This window comes from Micromonospora sp. WMMA1998 (assembly GCF_027497375.1).
Lineage (GTDB): Bacteria > Actinomycetota > Actinomycetes > Mycobacteriales > Micromonosporaceae > Micromonospora > Micromonospora sediminicola.
On the sequence record NZ_CP114911.1, the window covers coordinates 1,092,216 to 1,115,792 of the forward strand.

Sequence of the window (23,577 nt, forward strand, 5' to 3'; positions counted from 1 at the left end):
GGGGTTCCCCCGCCGGCCGGCCGCTGTCCGGGCAGGTCAGCCACCATCGGTCGAACAGGTGTGCGAAGATGGGCGGGTGTCGAGCGAGGCCACCATCCTGCACGCCGACCTGGACGCGTTCTACGCCTCGGTCGAGCAGCGCGACGACCCCGCGCTGCGCGGCCGGCCGGTGATCGTCGGCGGCGGGGTGGTGCTCGCCTGCAGCTACGAGGCGAAGGCCCGGGGCGTACGCAGCGCCATGGGTGGCCGGCAGGCGCGGCGGCTCTGCCCGGACGCGGTCGTGGTCCCACCCCGAATGGCCGCGTACACGACGGCCAGCCGGGCGGTGTTCGAGATCTTCCGCGACACCACCCCGCTGGTCGAGGGCCTCAGCATCGACGAGGCGTTCCTCGACGTGGGCGGCCTGCGGCGCCTGGCCGGCCCGCCGGCCGACATCGCCGCCGCGCTGCGCGCCCGGGTCCGCCGGGAGGTCGGCCTGCCGATCACGGTCGGGGTGGCCCGCACGAAGTTCCTGGCCAAGGTGGCCAGCGGCGTGGCCAAGCCGGACGGTCTGCTGGTCGTCGAGCCGGGGCGGGAGCTGGCCTTCCTGCACCCGCTGCCGGTCGAGCGGCTGTGGGGCGTCGGCCCGGTCACCGCCGCCCGGCTGCGCGAGCGCGGCCTGCACACCGTCGGGCAGGTGGCCCGGCTCGACGAGCCGGCGCTGGTGTCGCTGCTCGGCGGGAGCGCCGGCCGGCACCTGCACGCCCTCGCGCACAACCGCGACCCGCGCGCGGTGCAGGTGGGCCGCCGCCGCTCCTCGATGGGCGCGCAGCACGCGCTGGGCCGCCAGCCGCACTCCCCCGCCGAGCTCGACGCCGTGCTGGCCGGCCTGGTCGACCGGGTGACCGGGCGGATGCGCGACGCCCGGCGCACCGGCCGCACGGTGACGCTGCGGCTGCGCTTCGCCGACTACACCCGGGCCACCCGCTCGCACACCCTGGACAAGCCGACCGCGCAGACCGCGCCGCTGCGGGCCGCCGCCCGCGCGTTGCTGCGGGCCGCGCTGCCGCTGATCGAGCTACGGGGCGTCACCCTGCTCGGCGTCTCGGTGGGCAACCTGGACGGCGGGCACACGCAGCTCACGCTGCCGTTCACCGCCGAGCCGGGGCCCGCCCTGGACGCCGCGGTCGACGCCGTCCGGGACCGCTTCGGCTCCCGGGCGCTGACCCGCGGGGTGCTGCTCGGCCGCGACCCCGGCGTCGAGATGCCCCGGTTGCCCGACTGAGCGTCTCCTACCCCGGTAGGAGGCGCGGGTCGGACCCGCGGTCGCGACCTCGACCGCCGGTCGGGCGCGACCGGCGTCGCCGGCCACCAGCATCTACCGGCATGACTACCGTGGTGAACCGGGCGGTCCGATGGCACCGCCCCCTCCTGCTCTTCGTGTCCGCGATGGCGGTGCTCACCGTCGTCGCCGCGGTCGGCCTGGTGGTCGATCCCCGGGTGCTCACCGGCGCGCCCGCCTGGCTCAAGCCGCTGAAGTTCGCGATCTCGTTCGTTGTCTACAGCCTCACCCTCGCCTGGATGCTCTCGCTGCTGCCGCGACGCAGCCGCCTGGCCGAGCGGGCGGCCACGGTGATCGTGGCCATGTCGGTGCTGGAGATGGTGGTCATCGTCGGCCAGGTGCTGCGCGGCACGACCAGTCACTTCAACGGCACGACGCCGCTGAACACGGCGCTGTTCGACGTCATGGGCGCGGCGATCATGGTGCTGTTCCTGGCCCAGGTGGTGCTCGCGGTGGTGCTGCTGCGCCGACCCACGCCGCACCGGGCCGGCGGGTACGCCGTCCGCCTCGGCCTCGGCGTGTCCCTGCTCGGCATGCTCGTGGCGTTCCCGATGGTGGCGCAGCGCCCGACCGGGGCGCCGGCCGGGATCACCGGCGCGCACAGCGTCGGCGTGCCCGACGGCGGCCCCGGGCTGCCCCTGGTCGGCTGGAGCACCACCGGCGGCGACCTGCGCGTCGGTCACTTCGTCGGGCTGCACGCGTTGCAGGCGCTGCCCCTGCTGGCGATCGTGCTGGACCGGTTCCTCGGCGCGCGGCTGGACGAGGCGACCCGGGCGCGGCTGGTGCTCGTCGGCGGCGTCGCGTACGCCGGGGTCACGCTGCTGCTCACCGGGCAGGCGTTGCGCGGGCAGCCGCTGCTGCGCCCGGACGCGCTCACCCTGACCGCGGCGGCGGTGCTGGCGCTCGCCACCGCGACGGCGGCCGGGGCGGTCCTGGGCCGCCGGTCCCGCCGCGCCGGGGTGGTGCTGGTCGGATGAGCGCCACGCTGTTCGGCCTGACCTTCGCCCTCGCCGCGCCGTTCTGGGCGCTGATGATCCTGGCGCCCCGGTGGTCGTGGACCGCGCGGATCGTCGGCTCGCCGCTGATCGTGGCGCCGGTCCTGCTGGTCTACGCGGTCCTGGTACTGCCGGCGCTCGGCGCGGTGCTGCCGGTGGTCACCGCACCCACGCTGGACGGTCTGCGGGCCCTGCTCGGCACCGCCGACGGAGCGGCGGCGGCCTGGGCCCACATGATCGGCTTCGACCTGTTCGTGGGGCGGTGGATCTGGCAGGACGCCCGCGAGCGCGGCGTGCCGGCGCTCGCGCTCGCGCCGGTGCTGCTGCTGACCATCCTGCTGGGCCCGCTCGGCCTGGCCGTCCACCTCGGACTGCGCGCCCGGTGGCGACCGCCGGTGGGCGTGGTGGCCCCGGCCGCACCTGTTGCCTAGGCTGGCGTCGTGGGCTGGGTCGGTCGGCTGTTCGACGCGCGGGACACGCTCGCGCGGATGCTGCTGCTGGATCTCAGCGGCGTCGGCTACCTGGTCGTCGGCGCGCACGGCCGGCCCGGGCCGACCGCGATGCAGTGGCTGCTCGCGCTCGCGGCGTTCACGGTGGCGCTGCTGTGCCACCGTCGGCCGCTGCTGAACCTGCTGCTCCAGGCGGCCCTGCTGGTCGCGGCGTTCCAACTGGTCGACGACGTGATGATCAACCAGGTCGGGGCGAGCTGGGCGCTGCTGGAGCTGACCATGCGGGCGCGCCGGCTGCGCACCGTCGGACTCGCCGCCGGCCTGCTGGTCGCCGTCGACCTGACCGACCTGGTCGGCGACCCGCTGCGGCAGGCACTCACCGGCCTGTTCGGGCTCGCCGTCACCGTCGGCCTGCCGCTGCTGCTCGGCCTGGTCGTGCGGACCACCCGGGAGCTGGCGCGGCAGGCCGAGGAGCGGGCCGCGGCGGAGCAGCGCCGACACGAGTCGGAGAGCCGCGCCGCGCGCGCCGACGAACGTGCCGCCATCGCCCGGGAACTGCACGACGTGCTCGCCCACCACGTCGCGTCGATGGTGCTGCGGGTCGGCGTGGCCCGGCACGTGCTGACCGACCTCGACCCCCGGGTGGGCGAGGTCTTCGACGACGTGCACCGCACCGGCACGGCGGCCCTGACCGACCTGCGGCGGCTGGTGGCGGTGCTCCGTGACCCCGACGGCGTACGCGGCGACGCGGCACTGACCGCGATCGAGCCGGCCGCGCTGCCCGCCGCGCTCGGCGCGGCGGTGGACCGGGCCCGTCAGGCCGGCGTCACCGTGGAGGCCGACGTGGACCCGGCCGTCGGCACCCTGGACGCGGTCCGGGGCCAGGCGGTGCTGCGACTGACCCAGGAGGCGTTGACCAACGTGGCCAAACACGCGGGCGCGGCGGCCCGGGCGCGGTTCACCGTCACCGTGGTCGACGGGGCGGTGCACTGGGCGGTCTCCGACGACGGGCGCGGCGCGGCGTCGGCCGTGGTGCCGGCCGGCGGCGGCCACGGCATCGTCGGCATGCGGGAGCGGGTCGAGGTGCTGGGCGGGCGGCTGGAGGCCGGGCCGACCGGCGAGGGCTGGCGGGTCCGCACGGTGCTGCCGCCGGCCGCGCCGGACCGGACGCCCGGCGCGGCGCCCCGGCCGCGTCCGGTCACGCCGGAGCCGGCGTGATCCGGGTGCTGCTGGTCGACGACCAGCACCTCATCCGGGCCGGCCTGCGGATGCTCTGCGACGCCCAGCCCGACCTCGAGGTGGTCGGCGAGGCCGACAACGGCCGGGAGGCGGTCACCCTCGCCGCCCGGCTGCGACCGGACGTGGTGGTGATGGACCTGCGGATGCCCGGCGTCGACGGGATCACCGCGACCAGCCGGATCCTGGCCGACCGGCCGGCCACCCGGATAATGGTGCTCACCACGTTCGGTGACGACGACCACCTCTATCCGGCGCTGACCGCCGGCGCCTGCGGCTTCCTGCTCAAGGACGCGCCCCCGGCCGACCTGCTCGACGGGGTCCGCCGGGCCGCCGCCGGAGACAGCCCGTTCAGCCCCGAGGTGCTGCGGCGACTGGTCCGGCGCGCGGTGCACGCCCGGGCCGGCGCGCCCCGGCACGCGGCCGACCTGACCGGCCGGGAGCGGGACGTGCTGGACCTGGTCGCCGAGGGGCTGTCCAACACCGAGATCGCCGACCGGCTGCACATCGGCGTGACCACGGTGAAGACCCACATCACCAGCCTGATGACGAAGACCGGCAGCCCCAACCGGGTACGCCTCGCGCTGTGGGCGCGCGGCGGCTGAGCCGGCTCACTCCTCGATCGCGCCGCCCACCGCCCGCAGGTGCGCCCGGAACGTCACCGTCGGGTCGGCCGCCCGGGCGCTCAGGTAGCCGTCGAACCGGAGCTGCGTCCGCAGCGTCTCACCGCCCCGGATCCGGTCGGCCTGCCGCCGCTCGGTGTCCCGGATGGCCCCGGCCAGGCCGGCCAGCTCGTCGACGCGGTCCGCCGGCACGAAGAGCACGCCGTCGTCGTCGGCCAGCACCACGTCGCCCGCGTCCACCGTCCACGCACCGACCCGGGCCGCGTCCAGCGCCCCGGCCGGTCGCGGGTCCAGCTCCAGCGGCCCGGTCGGAACGGCGCCCAGACTGAACACGGGCAGCCCGACGGCAGCCAGGTCGCCGGTGTCCCGGTGCAGCCCCCAGACCACCAGGCCGGCGAGGCCGGCGGCCCGCGCCTCCCGCACCACCAGGTCCCCGACGCAGGCCCGGTCGGTGCGCCCGCCGTCGTCCACCACCAACACGTCCCCCGGCGACGCCCGGTCGATCGCCTCCAGGAACACGTCGACGCTGCCGGCGTGCCGGGCCGGGCGTACCGGGCCGGCCAGCCGCCGCCCGGGCAGAACCGGCCGGAGCGCGGCCGGTGCGCAGCGCACGGCCACCCCCGCCCGCAGACACGCGTCGGCGACGTGGGCGGTGGTCAGGCCGGTGAGACGGTCGACCGGGGGACGGTGATCGGTGTCCATGGCCCGACGCTAGCCAGCCGGACCGGCGCCGGCAGGTGCCAGTCGCCGCCCGGTGGCCTGCCCGCCCCGACGGGACGGGCGTCACCCGGAGCGGGCGGCCCGGGTCGGCGGCCGACCCGCCAGGACGCTCCGGCCCGGGACGCCCGGCCGCCGCACGGTCCGGCGCATCCGCGCCCGCGCCGGTGGGCGTACCTCGGCCTCCCCGGCGCCGGCCGCCCGGCGCACGGTCCGGTTCGCCTCCTCCGCGCCGCAACCGGTGGCGCGCAACAGCTCGCTGTCGGCCGTGCGCAGGTCGCTGATCATCGCCTCGCCGAACGCGCGCACGCCCTGCCCCCACGCGCGCCCGGCCAGCTCGGCGCCCTCCTCCACCAGCCGGCGGGTGCCGGTGAAGTCGGCGCCCACCCGGCACGCCCGGTGCAGCTCGCGAACCGCGTCGCCGAGACGGCCCACGGCGTCCGGCAGCGCCGGCGGGACCGGCTCGTCGTACTGCAGGGCGGTGGCCGAGCGGCGGGCCACCGACCGCGCGTACAGGATCAGCCGTTCCAGATGCGCGACGGCGTCGGCGTAGCGGTGGTACTGGGCCCGGCGGTGCCACCGGACCGGCGCGATGGTGACCACCTCCTCGGCCCCGCTGAGCGCCTCGTTGAGCCGCCCGACGTCGGGTTCCAACCCGCGCAGGTCCTCCAGGGCGCGCTGCGCGGCGTCGGCGTCCCGCCGGGTCAGGGCCCGGGCCACGGCGTCGAGCTGGGCGGTCAGCCGGGCGATCACCGGTCCGGTGGCCCGGTCCAGCACCCGGATCGGGTTGACCGGCAGCAGCAGCGCCACCACGAACAGGCCGACCAGACCGCCGACCAGGGCGTCGAAGATCCGAGGTAGTTCCAGACCGGGCTGGACCGGGGCGAGCGTGGCGATCAGCACGGCCGTACCGCCGGCCTGACCGACCAGCGCGCCACCGCGCCCGGCCACCAGCAACGCGGTCGCGATGGCCAGGGCGACGACCAGGCCGGTCTGCCAGGAACCGGAACCGAGCAGGTAACGCAGCAGGTCGCCGACCACGATGCCGAGGCCGACGCCGACCAACAGCTCGAACGTGCGGCGGGCGCGCTGGCCGATGGCGGTGGCGATGGTGCCGACCGCGGCGGCCGGCGCGAAGACGTGCGCGCCGGGACCGAGCAGCCACTGGGCGAGCAGCGCGGCGAGCGCGGCGGCCAGCCCGGCCTGCACGGCGATCACCGTGGTGACCTCCAGCTGGCGCAGCCGGACCCGGCCGGCGCTGCCACCCTCGGCGCGGGCCCGGGCCAGGGCGTGAGCGCTCCGCTCGACGGCCCGGTCCACGGGCGAGCGCACGGTGTCCGCACGGCGGTCGGTCATGGCGGCGGTTACCCGCCGCCGGCCCCCCGAACCGTCGCGCGGGCGGGCCGGCGCGGATCAGCGGGCGCCGAGCGTGGCCGCCCCGTCGCCGGTGAGGTCGGCCAGCGCCGCCCGCCGGCCGGTCAGCGCCAGCAGGAGCGCCGCGCCGGTGCCGCGGACCACCGGTCCCTGCCCCGCCGACCAGCCGAGGTCGGTCGCCTCGAAGCGCAGCCCGGCGACCCGGCGACGGTCGACGAAGCCGACCGCCCGGCCGCCGGTGAGGAAGTCCAGCGAGACCCGCAGGCGGTCCGGGTCCAGGTCGGCGGGGAGGCCGAGCGGGTGGCGGATGTCCTGCCCGTGCACCTGGAGGTCGGTGAGCTGGCCGAGCCAGCCGACCACGGGCGGACGGAACCGGTGCCCGGCGTGTTCGCGCAACGCGGCGGCCAGTTCGGCGGGCGGCCGACGCGCCACCCGCCGGGCCAGCCGGGCGTTGGCCACGTGCGGCCGGAAGCCGGCGCCGACCAGCACCGGCACCAGCCGCCACGGCTTCTCGACCAGCGGCGACACCAGGTGCCCGACGACCTCGCGTACGGTCCACGCGCCGCAGAGACTCGGCGTGTCCAGCTGGGCCGGGGTGAGCGCGTCGACCAGGTCGGCCGTGCGGCGTCGCTCGGCGGCGATCATCGGCAGCAGGCGCGGGTCGGCGCCACCGTGGCCGGTCACCGCGGTCAGCCGCGGAACGTGCGGTCGAGCAGGTCGAACAGCGCGGCCCAGTGCCGGTCGGTGGCCCGCGCGTCGTACATCGGGGTGTCCGCCTGGGTGTAGCCGTGCCGGGCGCCCGGGTAGACCTCGGAGCGGTAGGTGACGCCGGCCGCGTCCAGGGCCTTCTCCAGCGTCTCGATCTGCTCGGCGGTCATCGAGGCGTCCTGGTCGGCGTGGCCGAAGTACAGCTCACCGGTCACCGCGCCGACGCCCAGGTGCGGACTGTCCGGGGCGTCGGTGACCACCCGGCCGGCGTGGAAGGCGGCCACCGCGGCGATCCGGTCCGGGTGGGCCTCGATCGCGCGCAGCGCGTTCGTGCCGCCCATGCAGTAACCGGTGATCGCCGCCGGGCCGGGCGCGACGTCCGGCTGCGCGGCGAGGAAGTCGAGGTAGGCGCCCGTGTCCCGGGCCACGGCGTCCGGCGTCAGCGCGGCCATCATCGGGCCGAGCCGCTCGAACAGCTCGCCGCGGCGGCTGTCGTCGGCGAGGGCGGAGAGGTCGACCAGCGGGGAGCGGCCGGAGCGGTGGAACAGGTTGGGCGCCAGCACGACGTAGCCGCGGGCGGCGATCGTGGCGGCCATCTCGGCCACCCGGGGCCGCAACCCGAATGCGTCCATGAAGAGCAGGACGCCCGGGAAGGGGCCGCCGGAGTCCGGTCGGGCCAGGTAGGCGTCCGCCGTCCCGTCGGCGGTGGGCACGTCCACGTTCGTCGGCTGCACTGGCCGGACCTCCTCGCTGCGGGTTCCGCGACGCACGCTACTCCCGGCCGCGGAGCGTGGCACCTCCGCACCGGTGAGATCACCGGCACCGCCCGGCGGGAGGCCCTGCCGATCCTGCCCGTGCCCCGGGTCGCCTGAGCGCGCCCGCCGTTTGCGGCGGCCGAGCGCGGGAATCCCGCTGTCCCGGCAGAGGGAGGCGGCGAGATGGACCAGGACCAGTTCATCGGCGCGGTGGCGGAGCGCTGCGGGACGTCCGCGGAGCAGGCCACCGCGGTCACCCGGGCCACGTTGACCACGCTGGCCGAACGGATCGACGGCGGGGAGGCCCGCGACCTGGCCGACCGGCTCCCGGAGGCGCTGCGGGCGTACGCGTTCGGGCCGGGCGAGGCGGCGGAGCGGTTCGGGCTGGACGTGTTCGTGGAGCGGGTGAGCGAGCGCGCGGACGTCGAGGTGGACGCGGCCCGCGACGGCGTGACCGCCGTCTTCGACGTGCTGCGCGACGCCGTCGACCCGGCCGCCTACGCCCAGGCCGTGGCCCAGCTGCCCGCCGAGTTCGGTGAGGTGGCCGACCAGAGCGCCCCGTACGTGCGGCGCACGGCGTGATGGGGGCGCGATGAGCGAGGACGCGCTGCGCCGCCCGCCCGAGGCCGACGCGCAGGAACAGCGGCAGGACGAGACGCTGGTCGGCCCGCCCGACCGGGTCGGGGACGCGGTGCCCGAGGCGACCGAGGCGGACCTGGCCGAGCAGGGCGTCCTGCGCCCGCCGAGCGACCGCGCCGGCCTGGGCGAGTCGGTGCGCGACGACCTCACCGCGGCCGACGCCGTGGAGCAGAACCAGGAGATCCCGCTGCCCGACGAGGAGCGCTGGGCCTGACCGGTCAGTGGTCCGGGCTGTCCGCCGCGGCCATCAGCCGCAGCGCGTTCGGGTCCAGCCCGATGCGGACCGGCGTCTGCCCGTACGGCTCGCCGTCCACCTCGATCCGGGCCGGCCGGTCGGTCTCCAGCCAGAGCTGGCGGACGGCCAGGAACGGCTCGTCGCCGAGCGTGCGGCGGTGGCCGGCGGCCGCGTTGCGCGCCGTCTCGCGCAGCAGCCCGCGCCGGCTCGGCCCGCCGACCGGGTACGCGACCAGGAGCCGGTCGTCGGCGGTGGCGTCGGCGGTGATCGGCCGGCCGGCGTGGAACCCGCCGTTGGCCACGTACACCTGGTGGGTGCGGAACGTGTGGTCGCGCCCCTCGGCGCGGACGGTCACGCGCAGCGGCCGGTGCCGGGCCAGCAGCCCGAGCGCGGTCAGCGGGTAGGCGAGCCGGCCCACGGCGCGCTTGAGCCGGGGCGGCGCGGTCAGCATGATGTCGGCCGACAGTCCGATCCCGACATGGTTGGTGAACCGGGTGTCACCGATCAGGCCCAGGTCGACGTCGATCACCTTGCCGCCGGTGAGCACGCCGATCGCCGCGTCCAGGTCGAGTGGGACGCCGACGGTGCGGGCGAAGTTGTTGGTGGTGCCCAGTGGCAGCAGGCCCAGCGCGATGTCGCGGTGGGCGAGCAGCCGGGCCGCCGCACCGACCGTGCCGTCGCCGCCGCCGGTGACGAGCAGGTCCGGGCCGAGGTCGGCCGCCTCGGCGAGCACCCGGTCCAGGTCGCCCGGCCGGTCCACGGGGTACGCCCCGAGCAGCTCGAAGCCGGCCGCGCGCAGCCGCGCGTGGACGCCGGCGTAGAGCCGGCGGCCCCGGCGGGAGTGGGCGTTGACGACCAGCGCCGCCCGCCGTCGTTCCCGGATCGCCGTGGACAGCTCCTGCTTGGTCCGCACGGTTGCGACCCTATCCGGCCGTCGGTGCCGGTGACCGACCCGGATCGGCGACTCAGGACGGTGCGCCCGCGGCGAGCTGGTCGAGGTGCGCGGCGAGCAGGTCGCGGATCCGGTGCGGCGGCATCCGGTCGGGGTGCAGCAGCGCGTGCAGCGTCAGGCCGTCGAGCAGGGCGTGCAGCCGGGCGGTGGCCGCGTCGTCGGCCGGCTGCACGCCGCTGAGCAGCGCGACGGCCAGTTCGGCGGCGCGCCGTACGCCCTCGTCGGCCTCGGTCATCCGCTCCCGGGCGGCGGGGTCGACCTGGGCCCGCGCGGCGAGCAGGAGCCACACCTCCGCCTCCCGCACCCGCTGCCGGTCCAGCGGCAGCAGCTCCTCCAGCATCCGCTGGGCGACCTCCCGGGGCGGGCCGGTGCGGGTCTCGGCGGTGAACCGTCCGGCGGCCTCGGCCATCACGTGTTCCATGGCGAAGACCAGCAGCTCGGTCTGGGTGGCGAAGTAGTGCCGCAGGGCGCTGGGCGACCAGCCGGCCTCGGCGGCGATGCTGCGGACGGTGGCCGCGCCGACGCCGTCGCGGTAGACGACCCGCCACATCGCTGCGGCCAGTTCGGCCCGGCGGGTGTGGTGGTCGACGATCTTGGGCACGGGCCCCTCCGGCGGATCGGTGGACGGCGGTTGCTACGGTTGTCGCACAGCGTACTAAAACGGGGAGGGCCCATGCTGGTCGGAGTGATCGTCGCCTGTGAGGTGGCGTTCTGGGTGGTCCTGGCCGCCGGGCTGGTCGCCCGCTACCCGCTGCGCCGGCCCCGCCTGGGCGCCGCCCTGCTCCTCGCGGTGCCCGCCGTCGACCTCGTGCTGCTGGCCGCCACGATGATCGACCTGCGGCGCGGGGGCACCGCCACGTTCGCGCACGGCCTCGCCGCCGCGTACCTCGGCTTCTCGGTCGCGTTCGGGCACAGCATGGTGCGCTGGGCCGACGAGCGCTTCGCCCACCGGTTCGCCGGCGGCCCGCCACCGCGCCGGGCCCCCCGCTACGGGATGGCCCGGGCCCGGCACGAGTGGCGGGAGTGGGGCAAGGGCATGCTCGGCTGGGCGGTCGCCTGCGCCGTGCTGCTCGGCGGCATCGCGCTGGTCGGCGACGCCGAGCGGACCGAGGAACTGTGGGCCTGGGCCGGGCGGCTCACCCTGGCCATGGCCGCCTGGCTGGTGTTCTGGCCGGTGGCGTACACGGTGTTCCCCAAGCGGGCGCCGCGCGGCGCCTGAGCCTCACGCCGTGCGGCCGGCGGGCGCGCCGCCGAGCCGGTCCAGGCCGACGGCGGTCACCAGCAGCGCGGCCAGCACCAGCAGCGCCGCGGCCGGCGGCAGCACCACCCCGAGCGGTGACAGGAGCGCGGTCGCCACGGTGACGACGAGGCGCGCCGGCCCGACCGCCTGCCCGGTGAGGCGGCGGAAGAGCAGCCGCCCGGCCAGATAGAGCGCCGCGCCGCCGTACAGGGCCACGGCGGCGGACCGGTTCGGCCGCGACCCGTGCTCGGCCCCGGCGACGTGCGCCAGCACCTGCTCGGCACCGAGCGCCAGATAGATGACGCCGGCCACCAGCAGCAGGTGGGTCTGGCTGTAGGCGTCGGCGGCGATCCGGTCCCGCCGGTCCGCCGGCGCCACGGCGAGTGCGCGGGCCGCCGCCGGCGCGGTCCGGTGGAAGTAGAGCCACCAGAGGGCAACGGTGATCACGAAGCCGACCAGCGCCGCGCCCAGCACCGGCAGGGCGGTCACCGCCGAGGCGGCGCCCACCCCGGCGGCGGCCACCGACTCCCCCAGCGCGATGATCAGCACCAGGCCGTGCCGCTCGGCGAAGTGTGTCGGGCTGCGCAGCGGCCAACTGCCCCGGCGGGCGTAGGACAGGCGCTGCCCGGCCACCTCGACGACGAACCCCAGCACCCACAGCGCCGCGTGCGCGGCGCCCCCCAGCAGCGCGCCGAGCAGCAGCGGCACCCACCCGGCGACGCTGGACAACGCGAAGAACCGGATCCGCGCCCGCAGTGCCGGGTCGCCGGCCGCCGCCCAGTGGAACAGCGCCAGGTGCACCGCCCGCAGCAGCACGTAGGCGAGCGCGACGAGCAGCGGCCCGTCCAGACCCGGGCCGGACGTCCACGCCTGCGGCATGACCAACGCGGCCAGGAACAGCGCGGCCATCGCGACCAGGAAGCCGCCGCGCACCACGCCGACGTCGGCCCGGGTGTGGTTGCCCAACCAGGTGTACGACGACCAGGCCAACCAGAGCAGCACGAGCAGGAGCAGCCCCTGCGCCATGCCGGCCGGTTCCGGGTGCGGCCCGACCAGCGCCATGATCCGGGTGAGCGCGAAGACGAAGACCAGGTCGAAGAAGATCTCGAACGGGGTGACCCGCCGCTCGCTCGCCGCCGGCCGGGGCGGACGCGGTCGGCCGGGGCGCCGTCGCGTCCCGTCCGGTCCCACCGTCCGCCTCCTCGCCGCCGCGCCGTCCCCGCCGACGGTAGGCGGCCCGGCCCGGGCGACGACGGGATTCCGCCGATCGCGCCGGGCGCCGACACGGCGCGGCATCGGGTCGCCGTGCCCGGGTGCCCCGATCCGGGCGACGCGGACCGTTCAGCGCCCGACGACGTCCGGCCAGGCGGCGCGGACCAGCGCGGGCAGCACCTGGCCCGCCGGCCCGCGCAGGTTGACCGCGCAGACCGCGTCCAGTGGCGTCTCGACCGGGTTCACCTGCACCACCGGGGCGCCGAGGCGGGCCGCCACCAGCGGGATCTCGGCGGCGGGGTGGACCAGCGCCGAGGTGCCCACGGTGAGCAGCAGGTCGCACCGGGAGGCCGCCTCGACCGCCGCGGCCAGGGCCGCCTCCGGCAACGCCTCACCGAACCACACCACGCCCGGACGGACCGGGGCGGCGCAGCGGGCACAGGCGGGCGGCTCCAGCCGCCCGGCCGGCGGTTCCGGGGCGTCGTCGGGCGGCGTCGCGGGGTGGTCGCAGGCGGAGCAGCGGGGTGCGAACAGGCTGCCGTGCAGGCGGACCGGGGCGGTGGCGCCACCGCGCTCGTGCAGGTCGTCGACGTTCTGCGTGATCACCACGGTCTCCGGCAGCCGGGCCTGGATCGCGGCCACCGCCCGGTGGCCGGCGTTCGGCCCGGCCCGGCGCACCCCGTGCCGCCGGCCCTCGTACCAGCCCCAGACCAGGGCCGGGTCGGCGCGGAACGCGGCCGGTGTGGCCAGCTCCGCCGGGTCGTACCGCTGCCAGAGGCCGGTCTGCGCGTCGCGGAACGTCGGCACGCCGCTCTCCGCGGACATGCCGGCACCGGTGAAGACCACCGGACGGGTCGCGGCGGCCAGCAGCCGGGCCGCCTCCGCCAGCCCCTCGCCGGTCACACGTCCACCGTCAACCGCACGTCCACCCGGTCGCCCACCTCGATGCCCTCGGCCCGGCGCGCCGCGACCCGCAGCGGCACCACGTACCGCCCGTCCTTCGGCCACAGCGAGGTCCGCCAGTCGGTGTCCCCGATCCGGACGGCCACCGGGATCATCCCCCAGCCGTAGGTGACCGACGCCGAGGCGGCCTCGATGGCCGCGCTCTGCTCGTCGGGCACGGTGACGAAGTGGTAGGGCGCCGGGCCGCGCCAGAACCAGACCTCTCCGCTGAACGCCAGCTCCATCCGGTCAGGATAGGGGCCGACCCCGACGGAACCGGAGCAGCCGCAGGCCGGCCAGCGTCACCCAGGCCAACAGCGGGAGGACGGCGACCCCGCTCCATGCGCCCACCCCGATGCCGACGTCCACCCGGGCTCGCCGCTCAACAGCCGAGCGGCTACAGACCCATCGGGGTCGGGTCGGTGGCCAGCGCCCGGAACCGCTCGCGCGGGTCGGGCACCAGCCGCCGGGCGGTCAGGTCGAGCAGCCCGCCGACCCCGGTCACCGAGGCGACCGGCGTCCCGTCGGGGCGGGTGAAGTCCTGCACGATCTGGAACGTCTTCCCGTCGCCCCAGCGGAACTCGCAGGTCACGTCGACCTCGTCGCCGCCGCGCAGCTCCCGGCCGAAGCGCACGGTGACCTCCAGGGCGACCGGCCCGACGCCGCCGGCGATCAGCCGGTCCTGGGCGATGCCGGCGGCGCGCAGGCACTCCCAGCGGGCGTGCTCGGCGTATTGCAGGTAGACCGCCTGGTTGAGGTGCCCCTGGGTGTCGAGTTCGTAGCCGCGCACGGTGACGCGGACCCGGAACGGATCTGCCATGGTCGGCAGCCTAGTCAGCGACCTCCGGAGCGGCGGTCTCGACGAGCGTGCCGTCGGCCAGCCGCAGCCAGCGGTCCACGCCGATGGCGGCGAGGAAGCGCGGGTCGTGGCTGACCACGAGCAGGGCCCCCCGGTACGCGCCGAGCGCGCTCTCCAGTTGCGCGACGCTGTCCAGGTCAAGGTTGTTGGTGGGCTCGTCGAGCAGCAGCAGTTGCGGCGCGGGCGAGGCGTTCAGCACGCAGGCCAACGTGGCGCGCAGCAGTTCGCCGCCGGAGAGCACCCGCACCGGCAGGTGCGCCCGGTCGCCGCGGAACAGGAACCGGGCCAGCAGGTTCATCCGCTCGGCGTCGGCGAGCCCGGGCGCGAACACGGCCAGGTTCTCGGCGACCGTCCGCTCCGGGTCGAGCAGGTCCAGCCGCTGTGACAGGTAGGCCACCCGGCCCTCGACCCGGGTCGCGGTGCCGGAGACCGGCGGCTGGTCGCCGTGGACCAGGCGCAGCAGGGTGGACTTGCCGGCGCCGTTTCCGCCGGTGAGCGCGATCCGCTCCGGCCCACGGATGCTCAGGTCGATCCCGTCACCGCCGAACACCGGGCGTCCGTCGTACTCGGCGCGCAGCCGCTCGCCGTGGAAGACGGTCCGGCCGGCGGGGACGGTGGTGTCGGGCAGGTCGATGACGATCCGGTCGTCCTGGCGGGCGGCCCGGCTGGCCTGGTCCAGCCGGCTCTGGGCGTCGCCGACGCGCGCCGCGTGCGTCTCGGCGGCGCGGCCGGCCGACACCTGGGCGTCCCGTTTCAGGCCGCCGGCGACGATCCGGGCCAGCCCGGCGTCGGGCAGGTTCCGCGCCGCGGTGGAGGCGCGCCGGGCGGCCCGTTCCCGGGCCTGTTGCAGCTCCCGCTTCTGCCGTTTCAGGTCCTGCTCGGCGCTGCGGACCTGCCGCTCGGCGACCTCCCGCTCGGCGCGTACGGCCTGCTCGTAGGCGGTGTAGTTGCCGCCGTACCAGCGGATCTCGTCGGGTTCGAGCGCGGCGACCCGGTCCATCTCGTCGAGCAGCGCCCGGTCGTGGCTGACCACCAGCAGGCAGCCGGACCAGCCGCGCAGCACGGCGGTCAGCCGGTCCCGGGCGTCCTGGTCGAGGTTGTTCGTCGGCTCGTCGAGCAGCAGCACGTCCGGGCGGCGCAGCAGTTGCGCGGCCAGGCCGAGGGAGATCACCTGGCCGCCGCTGAGCGTGCCCAGGCGGCGGTCCAGCGCGATCTCGCCCAGGCCCAGCCGGTCCAGCTCGGCGTGGGTGCGTTCCTCCACGTCCCAGTCGTCACCGACGGCGGTGAAGTGCTCCTCCCGGGCGTCGCCGCCCTCGATGGCGTGCAGCGCGGCGATGGCCCGGTCGACGCCGAGGACCTGGGCGACGGTCTGTTCGACGGCGAAGGGCAGGTGCTGGGGCAGGTAGCCGAGCACGCCCCGCACGGTGACCGTGCCGGCGCTCGGGCGCAGCTCGCCAGCGATCAGCCGCAGCAGCGTGGTCTTGCCGGTGCCGTTGGGCGCCACCAGGCCGGTCCGACCGGCGGGCACGGAGAAGGACAGGTCGGTGAAGACCGGAGTCTGGTCCGGCCAGGAGAAGGAGAGCGCGGAGCTGACGACGTAGGCGTCGGACATGATCGACCTCGGAGGGAAGGAACGCCGGAGCGCGACGCGGCGCTCGGCGGGAGACAGGGGGACGACGAAGGGGGCCGCGGCGACGGCGCGGGATGCGCGTCGGCGGCCGTCCGGGGCTCTCACCCGGAGATGTCGTCGTCACCTGCCATGATCACTCCACTCCTCGGCGGGACCCGACCACCATAGCTCACCAGCGGTAAATCGGCGTGCGGGTTCGGCCGAGGCCGCCTAACCTGCCCGGCGTGACCCTGACGATCATGACCCTGGCCGAGCGTCCCGACCTGGCGCCGCTGCTCGACGACGGCTTCGACGGCGCGTGGCCGCCGTTCATGCTCTGGGACCCGATGGGCTCGGTCTACTACAGCGTCGCCGACGACCTCTATCCCGAGTTCGTCTTCGCCGCCGTGGACCCGGCCGAGCCGGACCGCGTCGTCGCCCGGGCCTACGCGGTGCCGCTGCGCTGGACCGAGGACGAGCTGCCCGACGGCGGTTGGGACCGGATGATCCAGCGGGCCACGCTCGGCCGGCTCACCGGGTCCACCCCCAACCTGGTCTCGGCGTTGGAGATCTGCGTCCGCCCGGACCGGCGCGGCGGCGGCGTGTCCGCGCTGATGCTCGCGGCCATGCGGGCCGCCGTCGCGCGGCACGGCTTCGACACCCTCGTCGCGCCGGTGCGACCCAGCGGCAAGGCGGCCGTCCCGGACGTGCCGATGGCCGAGTACGCGGCGCGCCGGCGCCCGGACGGGCTGCCCGAGGACCCGTGGCTGCGGGTGCACGTGCGGGCCGGCGGCGTCGTCGAGCGGGTCGCGCCGAGGTCGATGGCTGTCACCGGCACGCTGGCCGACTGGCGGCGCTGGACCGGCCTGCCGTTCGACACCAGCGGCCCGGTGCACGTGCCCGGCGCGCTGGCGCCGGTGCTGGTCGACGTCGCGCACGACCACGCGGCCTACGTGGAGGCCAACGTGTGGGTGCGGCACCGGCTCTGAGACCGGCCGACCGGTGCGGGCTCAGGCCGGCCAGGCGTGGCCGATGCCGTCGAGCAGGAGAACCACCCCCTCGGTGGCGGCCTCCCGGTCGCGGGAGATCGCGCGGTACTCCGGCGAGGTGGACCAGCGCTCGAAGTCCTCACGGTTGTCGAACGACATGAGGACCACCTTGTCGTGCGGCCACTCGCCCTCCACCACCCGGGGGGCGGTGTCGGCGGCGAGCAGGCGGCCGCCGTGGCGGGCCAGCACCGGCAGGAAGGCGGCGACGTACCGGTCGTAGCGCGCCCGGTCGTGAACGGTGAGCTGCGCGAGGGCGTAGACGGTCACCGGGTCAGGCTACCGATCGGTAGACGTCGACGGTGTCCTCCGTGGGGACCGGGTCGAGGTCCGCGCGCACCGGCGTCGGATGTCCGAAGTGCTCTGGCCACGATGGCCCTGACCTGCGGATACTGGTCGCAGGGGTCGCGCGTGCAGCCGCGCGGCGTGGGGGAAGGTGGACGCGATGATCGACCAGGAGACCCAACCCGAGGCCGTACCCGAGCAGCCTGGGACGGTGCCGGCGAGCCGGCCGGCGCTCCCGCCCGGGGCCGGGGTGCCCACCGCGGTGTGGCAGGTCCGGGTCCGCACCAAGCTCGACGACCTGTACCAGCAGCTCACCGCGCTGGCGGAACGCGACCCCGACCGGGCCGCCGCGCTGCGCGCCCAACTGTCCGGGGTGGAGGCGGTGCTCGGCCGCAGCGGCGTGGTCGAGTGGCTGCGCGGCGGCAACCTGGAGTACGCCTGGCAGACCGTCCACTCGGTCGAGCGGGCCATGCTGGAGCTGCGGACCCCGGAGGAACTGGTCGGCCTGCTGGGCGCGTACCGGGGCGCGGCGGCGCAGTTCCTCGCCGCCGACGACAAGGTGCTCACCGACCTCGACCCGGTGGCCGACGCGGCGACGCCCGCCCTGATCCGGGCGAAGGCGCAGGCGTTGCTGCTGCGCTACCACTCGGTGTCGGACGAGTTCCACGAGTCGGTGCGCCGGCTGCGCAACCGGATGCTCGGGCTGTCCGTGTTCGCGCTGGTCGCCGAGGTCCTGGTGGTGCTGGTGCAGTGGCGCAGCCACGACGTGCGGCTGCTCAAGGCGCCGGTGGACGCCGCCGGCGTGCCGGCCTGGCGGTTGCTGTTCTTCGTGCTGATCGCCGGGGCGCTCGGCGCGTTCCTCAGCGCCCTGCCCTCGATGATCACGTCCCGGTCCGGCGGGCTGCCCTACAAACTGCCGTTCCAGCAGGGCCTGTTGAAGCTCGCTATCGGCCCGCTGGTGGCGGTCGTCGGCATCATGCTGGTGATCGGCGGCCTGGTCGAGACGACCGTGAACAGCACCGCCGCGCTGCTCGGGGTGGCCATCGTGTTCGGCGCCGGGCAGCAGGCGGTCACCGCCTTCGCGGACCGCCGGGCGGCCGAGTTGCTGGGGCCGGCGACGAAGGGTTGACCCGCGCGACGGCCACCCGACCTGGGTAGCCTGAAGCCATGATCTTCATCACCGCCAAGTTCCGGGTCCGCCCGGAGGACGCCGACACCTGGCCGCGGATCGCTGCCGACTTCACCGAGGCGACCCGGGCCGAGCCCGGCTGCCTGTGGTTCGACTGGTCCCGCAGTCTCGACGACCCGGCGGAGTACGTGCTGGTCGAGGCGTTCCGCGACGACGCGGCCGGTGCGGCGCACGTGCAGTCGGCGCACTTCCGCGAGGCGCAACGCACGCTGCCGCCGCACCTGGCCGAGACGCCGCGGATCGTCAACGCGAGCGTGCCGCAGCAGGACTGGTCCCGCCTGGGCGAGATGGCCGTACCCGGCGACGAGTGAGCCGCGCCGGTCAGGGGATGCTCAGGCCGTACGCGGCGAGGATCTCCAGGATCGGCTGGTAGTAGCTGGTCCCGCCGCTGGTGCAGTTGCCGCTGCCGCCGGAGAGGATCCCGAGGACCGTGCCGGTGGCGGCCACGTAGAGCGGGCCGCCGCTGTCGCCGGGCTCGGCGCAGATGTTCGTGCGGATCAGCCCGCTGACGCTGCCCTCGGCGTAGTTGACCGTCTGGTTCAGCCCGGTCACCGTGCCGCAGCGCACGCCGGTGGTGGCGCCGCTGCGGCAGACCGCCTGCCCGACGTACGCGGAGCCGGCGCCGTAGACGGTGACCTGGCCCGGGTGGGTGTACACGGCGCTCGGGTGCGCGACCGTGCCGGTGTAGCGCACCACGCCGTAGTCGTTGCCGGGGAAGCTGCTGCCGGCGCGGCTGCCCAGCACCGTGGTGCGGGCGCTGTCGGCGTACCAGGTGCCGGCGAGGTTCGTGCAGTGCCCGGCGGTGACGAGGTACCAGGTGCTGCCGCGGCGCACGTTCGCGCCCAGCGAGCAGCGTCCGCCGCCGCCGTAGATCGCCTGACCGCCAGCAATGAGCGGGCGCAGCCGCCCGGGCTCGTGACGCAGCACCGCACCGGCCCGCGCGGCGTCGCGGCGCACGGCGGCCAGCGCGGGCCCGCGTACCGTGTCGTCGACGGTGACGGCCGGGCGGCCGGTGGCGGGGTCGTGCCCCCAGGCGGTTCCGGCGGTCCGGATCGCGGCGAGCGCCCCCGGGTCGGGGTGCGGGACCGCGCCGGCCCGGGCGGCGGCCGGGGTGACGCCGAGCAGGGCGGTCAGGACGAGGGCGAGGAGCGTGGGTCGGCGCATCCGGGCACCCCTTTCATTGCTGTCGGTCGATGCCATAAAGCATCGACCTCCGGCCGCATCCGTTCAAGCGCCGGTCGGCGAACGTACAGTGGGGCGGGTTCCGGCCCCACCGTCGACCCGGAAGGTGCACAGTGAACCGACGCATCCGCGCCGCCCTCGGCGTCGCCCTGACCGCCGCGCTCGTCAGCACCGTCGCCCCCACCCCCGCCGCCGCCCACGACCGCCGGCCGACCGTCCTCGCGCTGCCGGACGGCTTCCAGCCGGAGGGCATCGCGACCGCCGGCCGGTACGCCTACCTCGGCTCGCGGGCCACCGGCGAGATCTACCGCGCCGACCTGGTCACCGGTGCCGGCGCCCGACTCAGCCCACCCACCGGCACCCCGTCGCTGGGCCTGAAGGTCGACCCGCGGGGCCGGCTCTTCGTGGCCGGCGGCACCGCCGGGGACGCCCGGGTGGTCGACGCCCGCACCGGCGCCGTCCTCGCCCGCTACCAGTTCGCGAGCGCCCCCACGTTCGTCAACGACGTGGTGCTCACCCGGGACGCCGCCTGGTTCACCGACTCGAACCGACCGGTGCTCTACCGGCTGCCGTTGGGGCGCGGCGGCGCGCTGCCTCCGGCCGACGGGTTCACCACGCTCGGGCTCACCGGCGACTTCCAGCAGAGCGGCACCGGCGTCAACCTGAACGGCATCGCGCCCACCCCGGACGGGCGGGCCCTGATCGTGGTGCAGTCGAACACCGGCACCCTGTTCCGGGTCGACCCGGAAACCGGCGTCACCACCGCCGTCGACGTGCCGGGGCACAGCTTCGCCAACGGCGACGGCCTGCTGCTGCTCGGCCGCACGCTGGTCGTGGTGCAGAACCGGCTCAACCAGGTCGCGCTGGTCGAGCTGAACCGCGCCGGCACCGCCGGCACGCTGCGCCGGACCCTGACCGATCCGGACTTCGACGTGCCGACCACGGTCGCCGCCGCCCTGGGCCGGCTCTACCTGCCCAACGCCCGCTTCACCACGCCGCCGACGCCGACCACGCCGTACACGGTGGTCGCGATCGACGGGCGCTGAGCCACCGACGGCCGCGCCGGTCCGGCGCGGCCGTCCGGCTCAGTCCTCCACCTCGGGGCCGAGCAGCCGGATCTCCTCGATGTCGACGCCGGCCTGGAGCTGCCGCAGCACCGCGTCGTCGATCTGGTTGCTGTTGCGCAGCCGGGTGACCTCGCGCCGCTTGCGGTCCAGCAACTCCAGCTTCAACCTGCGGGTCGCCTCCCGCTCCTCCCCCGTCGCCTCGTCGGGCGGCCTCCGCACGTCGGCGAGGTGGTCCTCGTAGTCCGACCGGAGCCGGTCCACCGTGTCCGACGAGGCGCCCAGCTCGGCCGCGACCTCGGGCAGCGCCTCCAGGGCCGCCTCGGTGGCCCGGATCCGGGCCCACCGCACCTCGTGGTCGCGTTCCCGGTCGCCGATCAGCCCGGCCCAGGTGACGACCGCCGGCAGCGTGGTGCCCTGCACCACCATGATCAGCACGATCACCACCACGGTGACGAAGATGATCAGGTCGCGCTCGCGCACCGAGGTCCCGTCGTGCATGGTGACCGGCACGGCCAGCGCCGCGGCGAGGGAGACCGCGCCGCGGAAGCCGGACCAGCCCACGGCGGTCCGCATCCGGGCGTCGAAGTGACGCGACCGCCGCGACTCCCGCCGGTCGACGCGCTGCAACGCGCTCACCGACAGGTGCACCCAGGCCAGCCGGGTGACCACCACGACCAGGGCGACCAGCACCGCGATGCCCAGCGACGCCATCGGCGAGTGGCTGGTGATGCTGCGCAACGAGCGCGGCACCTGCATGCCGAGCAGCACGAACAGACTGCCGTTGATCATGAAGGTGGAGAGGTCCCAGAACGCGTACGCGGTGACCCGGGAACGCGCCCGGATCACCCGGGGACCGGCGTAGGCCAGCAGCAGCCCGGAGACGACCACCGCGAGCACCCCGCTGGCGCGTACCGCGTCGGCGAGCAGGAACGCGACGAACGGGGTGAGGATGCTCAGGCCGCCCTCGCGCATCGGATCGTCGACGCGCTTGCGGATCAGCACCACCGCCCCGCCGACCAGCAGCCCGGCAGCCACCCCGCCGAGCGACTTGCCGACGAACTCGCCGGTGAGCACGAGCGGGCCGGGCACCGTCCCGCCCGCGATCACCCCGACCGTCACCGCGAACAGGACCAGCGCCGTTCCGTCGTTGACCAGGCTCTCCGCGCGCAGCGTGGTGAGGATGCCGCGCGGCATCCGCTTGGCCAGGCCGGCGACGGCCGCGGCGTCGGTGGGCGCCAGCACCGCGCCGAGCACCCAGGCGGCGGCCGGCTCGACGCCGAGGGCCTGCGCCACGTACGCGACCGCGACCAGTGTGATGATCACCAGCGCGACGGCCAGTCCCACGATCACCGCGAGGTTGGCCCGGATCTCCCGGAGGCTGAGCACCAGGCTCTCCCGGTAGAGGATCGCCGGGAGGAACAGCACCAGCACGACCTCGGGTTCGAGGATCACGTTGTCGAACGGCGGCAGCAGCCCGAGCAGCGCGCCCATCGAGATGAGCAGCACGGGCGGCGCGACGCTGTACCGGCCGCCGATGGTCGTGCCGACGAGCACGGTGACGCCGAGCACCGCGATCAGCACGAGTGCGTCCACGCCGTACCCCCGTCACCGTCCGCCGGGTCCACCGTGCCGCACGAGGCGGGTCCGGCGGGGCGGAACGGGCCGATCGCTACTCGAAGCGGGCGGGGTCGCCGGCGCCGCGGCGCAGGATCTCCGGCTCCGGGCCGGACAGGTCGACCACGGTGGTGGGTTCGAGCCCGCAGTCGCCGGCGTCGACCACGGCGTCGACCAGGTGGTCGAGCCGCTCCTTGATCTCCCAGCCCTGGGTCATCGGCTCCTGTTCACCGGGCAGCAGCAGGGTGCTGGAGAGCAGCGGCTCACCCAGTTCGGCGAGCAGCGCCTGGGTCACCGTGTGCCTCGGCACACGGGCCCCGACCACCCGTCGGCGCGGGTCCTGCAACCGCCGGGGCACCTCCGCGGTCGCCGGGAGGATGAACGTGTAGCTGCCCGGGATGACGGACTTGACCTGCCGGAAGACGGCGTTGCTGAGCTTGACGAACTGGCCGAGCTGGGCGAAGTCGGCGCAGACCAGCGTGAACGGGTGCCGGTCGTCGAGCCGCCGGATCTCCCGGATCCGCTCCACGCCGGCCCGGTTGTCGAGCCGGCAGCCCAACGCGTAGCAGGAGTCGGTCGGGTAGACGATCACCCCGTCGTCGCGCAGCAGGCTCACCACCTGCCGGATCACCCGGGGTTGGGGATTGTCCGGATGCAGGTCGTAGTACCTCGCCACGCCGGCCAGCCTATGCCCGCGGCGGGCCGGGCGCAGGTTTGCCGGGGGCCGGTTCCGGAAACAGGTGGGGGCCGTTCACGACAGGGGGACCGATCATGTCCGAAGCCAGCACAGACCGCGTCACCGACCGTCCCGACGAGGTGACCGATCCGTTGCTGTGGGATCTAGCCGCCGCGGTGGCCGACGCGCACCAGCCCGACGCGGAGCGGGTGTGCGCCAGCCCGAGCTGCGCCGGCGCCGCGTGGCCCTGCGCCGCCTGGGAGGCCGCGCAGCTCGGCCTGGCCGCCGCCCGTACGCCGCGGTCGGCCGTCGCGCCCGGGCCGCGCCGCACCGGCGGCGGCGAGCAGCCGGGCGTCGCCCCGGCGCCGGTGTCCGGTATGGACCGGCTCGCCGCGACCGCCGCCTGAGCGTCGCAACTCGCAAAAGCCGCTCACCGCCCTCCGCCGCCGCATCGGGTACGGCGGAGGGCGGTGCCGTGCTGTTCCCTTCCACCCTGGTCAGGGGCGTTCCGGAGGTCGACCGAGGGGTGCCGGGCGCGGTCGAGAGAGCGCTCTCTTCGGTAACGAGACATTGACGGACGCGTAACCGGAACCTAATCTCGCTTCTCAAGAGAGCGCTCTCTCGACCATCGGACCACCACCCGTACCCCGCC

At 75.8% G+C, this 23,577-nt stretch carries 28 protein-coding genes; 13 read left to right on the forward strand and 15 right to left on the reverse strand.

All coding sequences use genetic code 11. The features are described from left to right. Nucleotides 1-76 precede the first annotated feature (76 nt). The 5 genes from dinB (at nt 77) to O7600_RS04565 (ending at nt 4,606) form a co-directional block, all read left to right on the forward strand. The gene (dinB, locus tag O7600_RS04545; RefSeq protein ID WP_281592437.1) at nt 77-1,264 is read left to right on the forward strand and encodes a DNA polymerase IV; all 1,188 of its coding nucleotides are present in this window, start codon (nt 77-79) and stop codon (nt 1,262-1,264) included. Between the two features lie 101 nt (nt 1,265-1,365). Then, nucleotides 1,366-2,298: a hypothetical protein gene (locus O7600_RS04550; protein WP_281592438.1), complete on the forward strand. Its 933-nt coding sequence runs from the start codon at nt 1,366-1,368 to the stop codon at nt 2,296-2,298. Continuing rightward, the gene (locus O7600_RS04555; RefSeq protein WP_281592439.1) at nt 2,295-2,747 is read left to right on the forward strand and encodes an ABA4-like family protein; all 453 of its coding nucleotides are present in this window, start codon (nt 2,295-2,297) and stop codon (nt 2,745-2,747) included. The genes O7600_RS04550 and O7600_RS04555 overlap by 4 nt, the downstream gene beginning before the upstream one ends. 9 nt (nt 2,748-2,756) lie before the next feature. Next, nucleotides 2,757-3,983: a histidine kinase gene (locus O7600_RS04560; RefSeq protein ID WP_281592440.1), complete on the forward strand. Its 1,227-nt coding sequence runs from the start codon at nt 2,757-2,759 to the stop codon at nt 3,981-3,983. Next, complete coding sequence (locus tag O7600_RS04565; protein WP_098744727.1) at nt 3,980-4,606, forward strand: response regulator transcription factor; 627 nt, start codon at nt 3,980-3,982, stop codon at nt 4,604-4,606. Before O7600_RS04560 ends, O7600_RS04565 begins: the two co-directional genes overlap by 4 nt. 6 nt (nt 4,607-4,612) lie before the next feature. On the opposite strand, the gene O7600_RS04570 is transcribed toward O7600_RS04565, so the two are convergent. The 4 genes from O7600_RS04570 to O7600_RS04585 all read right to left on the reverse strand — a co-directional run bounded on the left by O7600_RS04570 (nt 4,613) and on the right by O7600_RS04585 (nt 8,157). Beyond that, the gene (locus O7600_RS04570) at nt 4,613-5,326 is read right to left on the reverse strand and encodes an RraA family protein (protein WP_281592441.1); all 714 of its coding nucleotides are present in this window, start codon (nt 5,324-5,326) and stop codon (nt 4,613-4,615) included. An 81-nt stretch (nt 5,327-5,407) separates the two neighbouring features. Next, entirely contained in the window at nt 5,408-6,697 is a 1,290-nt protein-coding gene (locus tag O7600_RS04575) for an FUSC family protein (RefSeq protein WP_281592442.1), read from the reverse strand. Nucleotides 6,698-6,754: 57 nt separating this feature from the next. Beyond that, nucleotides 6,755-7,399: a maleylpyruvate isomerase family mycothiol-dependent enzyme gene (locus tag O7600_RS04580; RefSeq protein ID WP_281592443.1), complete on the reverse strand. Its 645-nt coding sequence runs from the start codon at nt 7,397-7,399 to the stop codon at nt 6,755-6,757. 5 nt (nt 7,400-7,404) lie between these two features. Beyond that, nucleotides 7,405-8,157: a dienelactone hydrolase family protein gene (locus tag O7600_RS04585; RefSeq protein WP_281592444.1), complete on the reverse strand. Its 753-nt coding sequence runs from the start codon at nt 8,155-8,157 to the stop codon at nt 7,405-7,407. Between the two features lie 204 nt (nt 8,158-8,361). Between O7600_RS04585 and O7600_RS04590 the strand changes: the two genes are divergently transcribed. Next, complete coding sequence (locus O7600_RS04590; RefSeq protein WP_281592445.1) at nt 8,362-8,760, forward strand: DUF2267 domain-containing protein; 399 nt, start codon at nt 8,362-8,364, stop codon at nt 8,758-8,760. A gap of 10 nt (nt 8,761-8,770) precedes the next feature. Continuing rightward, nucleotides 8,771-9,031 (forward strand): hypothetical protein, encoded by a 261-nt coding sequence (locus O7600_RS04595; protein WP_091574294.1) that lies wholly within the window; start codon nt 8,771-8,773, stop codon nt 9,029-9,031. Nucleotides 9,032-9,035: 4 nt separating this feature from the next. Here O7600_RS04595 and O7600_RS04600 read toward each other — a convergent pair whose 3' ends face one another. Further along, entirely contained in the window at nt 9,036-9,965 is a 930-nt protein-coding gene (locus O7600_RS04600) for a YegS/Rv2252/BmrU family lipid kinase (RefSeq protein WP_281592446.1), read from the reverse strand. Nucleotides 9,966-10,017: 52 nt separating this feature from the next. Further along, nucleotides 10,018-10,605, reverse strand: coding sequence for a TetR family transcriptional regulator C-terminal domain-containing protein (locus O7600_RS04605; protein ID WP_281592447.1), 588 nt, complete (start codon nt 10,603-10,605; stop codon nt 10,018-10,020). A 72-nt stretch (nt 10,606-10,677) separates the two neighbouring features. Between O7600_RS04605 and O7600_RS04610 the strand changes: the two genes are divergently transcribed. After that, a complete protein-coding gene (locus tag O7600_RS04610; RefSeq protein ID WP_091574291.1) occupies nt 10,678-11,223 on the forward strand; it encodes a hypothetical protein in 546 nt (181 codons plus the stop codon). 3 nt (nt 11,224-11,226) lie between these two features. On the opposite strand, the gene O7600_RS04615 is transcribed toward O7600_RS04610, so the two are convergent. From O7600_RS04615 to O7600_RS04635, 5 genes are all read right to left on the reverse strand, one after another. Next, a complete protein-coding gene (locus tag O7600_RS04615) occupies nt 11,227-12,435 on the reverse strand; it encodes a low temperature requirement protein A (RefSeq protein ID WP_281592448.1) in 1,209 nt (402 codons plus the stop codon). A 150-nt stretch (nt 12,436-12,585) separates the two neighbouring features. Further along, the gene (locus tag O7600_RS04620; RefSeq protein WP_281592449.1) at nt 12,586-13,359 is read right to left on the reverse strand and encodes an NAD-dependent protein deacylase; all 774 of its coding nucleotides are present in this window, start codon (nt 13,357-13,359) and stop codon (nt 12,586-12,588) included. Then, complete coding sequence (locus O7600_RS04625; protein ID WP_099160846.1) at nt 13,356-13,643, reverse strand: DUF1905 domain-containing protein; 288 nt, start codon at nt 13,641-13,643, stop codon at nt 13,356-13,358. Before O7600_RS04625 ends, O7600_RS04620 begins: the two co-directional genes overlap by 4 nt. Before the next feature lie 152 nt (nt 13,644-13,795). Further along, nucleotides 13,796-14,218, reverse strand: coding sequence for a thioesterase family protein (locus O7600_RS04630; RefSeq protein WP_281592450.1), 423 nt, complete (start codon nt 14,216-14,218; stop codon nt 13,796-13,798). Nucleotides 14,219-14,228: 10 nt separating this feature from the next. Further along, nucleotides 14,229-15,869 (reverse strand): ABC-F family ATP-binding cassette domain-containing protein, encoded by a 1,641-nt coding sequence (locus O7600_RS04635; protein WP_281592451.1) that lies wholly within the window; start codon nt 15,867-15,869, stop codon nt 14,229-14,231. 242 nt (nt 15,870-16,111) lie between these two features. On the opposite strand from O7600_RS04635, the gene O7600_RS04640 reads away from it, so the two are divergent. Beyond that, nucleotides 16,112-16,855 (forward strand): N-acetyltransferase, encoded by a 744-nt coding sequence (locus tag O7600_RS04640; RefSeq protein WP_281592452.1) that lies wholly within the window; start codon nt 16,112-16,114, stop codon nt 16,853-16,855. Between the two features lie 21 nt (nt 16,856-16,876). Here the strand turns inward: O7600_RS04640 and O7600_RS04645 are convergent, their stop codons facing one another. After that, entirely contained in the window at nt 16,877-17,182 is a 306-nt protein-coding gene (locus O7600_RS04645; RefSeq protein ID WP_098744709.1) for a DUF1330 domain-containing protein, read from the reverse strand. A gap of 175 nt (nt 17,183-17,357) precedes the next feature. Between O7600_RS04645 and O7600_RS04650 the strand changes: the two genes are divergently transcribed. Continuing rightward, nucleotides 17,358-18,326 carry a hypothetical protein gene (locus O7600_RS04650; protein ID WP_281592453.1) on the forward strand — a complete coding sequence of 323 codons (969 nt, stop codon included), beginning with the start codon at nt 17,358-17,360 and terminating at the stop codon, nt 18,324-18,326. 38 nt (nt 18,327-18,364) lie between these two features. After that, on the forward strand, nt 18,365-18,697 hold the full coding sequence (locus tag O7600_RS04655) for a putative quinol monooxygenase (RefSeq protein WP_281592454.1): 333 nt from the start codon (nt 18,365-18,367) through the stop codon (nt 18,695-18,697). A 10-nt stretch (nt 18,698-18,707) separates the two neighbouring features. Here the strand turns inward: O7600_RS04655 and O7600_RS04660 are convergent, their stop codons facing one another. Then, nucleotides 18,708-19,550: a S1 family peptidase gene (locus tag O7600_RS04660; protein ID WP_281592455.1), complete on the reverse strand. Its 843-nt coding sequence runs from the start codon at nt 19,548-19,550 to the stop codon at nt 18,708-18,710. 131 nt (nt 19,551-19,681) lie between these two features. Between O7600_RS04660 and O7600_RS04665 the strand changes: the two genes are divergently transcribed. Continuing rightward, a complete protein-coding gene (locus O7600_RS04665) occupies nt 19,682-20,614 on the forward strand; it encodes a superoxide dismutase (RefSeq protein WP_281592456.1) in 933 nt (310 codons plus the stop codon). A gap of 39 nt (nt 20,615-20,653) precedes the next feature. Here the strand turns inward: O7600_RS04665 and O7600_RS04670 are convergent, their stop codons facing one another. Both O7600_RS04670 and O7600_RS04675 read right to left on the reverse strand, forming a co-directional pair. After that, on the reverse strand, nt 20,654-22,228 hold the full coding sequence (locus O7600_RS04670; RefSeq protein ID WP_281592457.1) for a Na+/H+ antiporter: 1,575 nt from the start codon (nt 22,226-22,228) through the stop codon (nt 20,654-20,656). A gap of 76 nt (nt 22,229-22,304) precedes the next feature. Further along, the gene (locus O7600_RS04675) at nt 22,305-22,925 is read right to left on the reverse strand and encodes an L-threonylcarbamoyladenylate synthase (RefSeq protein ID WP_281592458.1); all 621 of its coding nucleotides are present in this window, start codon (nt 22,923-22,925) and stop codon (nt 22,305-22,307) included. A gap of 95 nt (nt 22,926-23,020) precedes the next feature. Here O7600_RS04675 and O7600_RS04680 point away from each other — a divergent pair, with 95 nt between their 5' ends. Then, complete coding sequence (locus O7600_RS04680; protein ID WP_281592459.1) at nt 23,021-23,332, forward strand: hypothetical protein; 312 nt, start codon at nt 23,021-23,023, stop codon at nt 23,330-23,332. Nucleotides 23,333-23,577 lie beyond the last annotated feature (245 nt).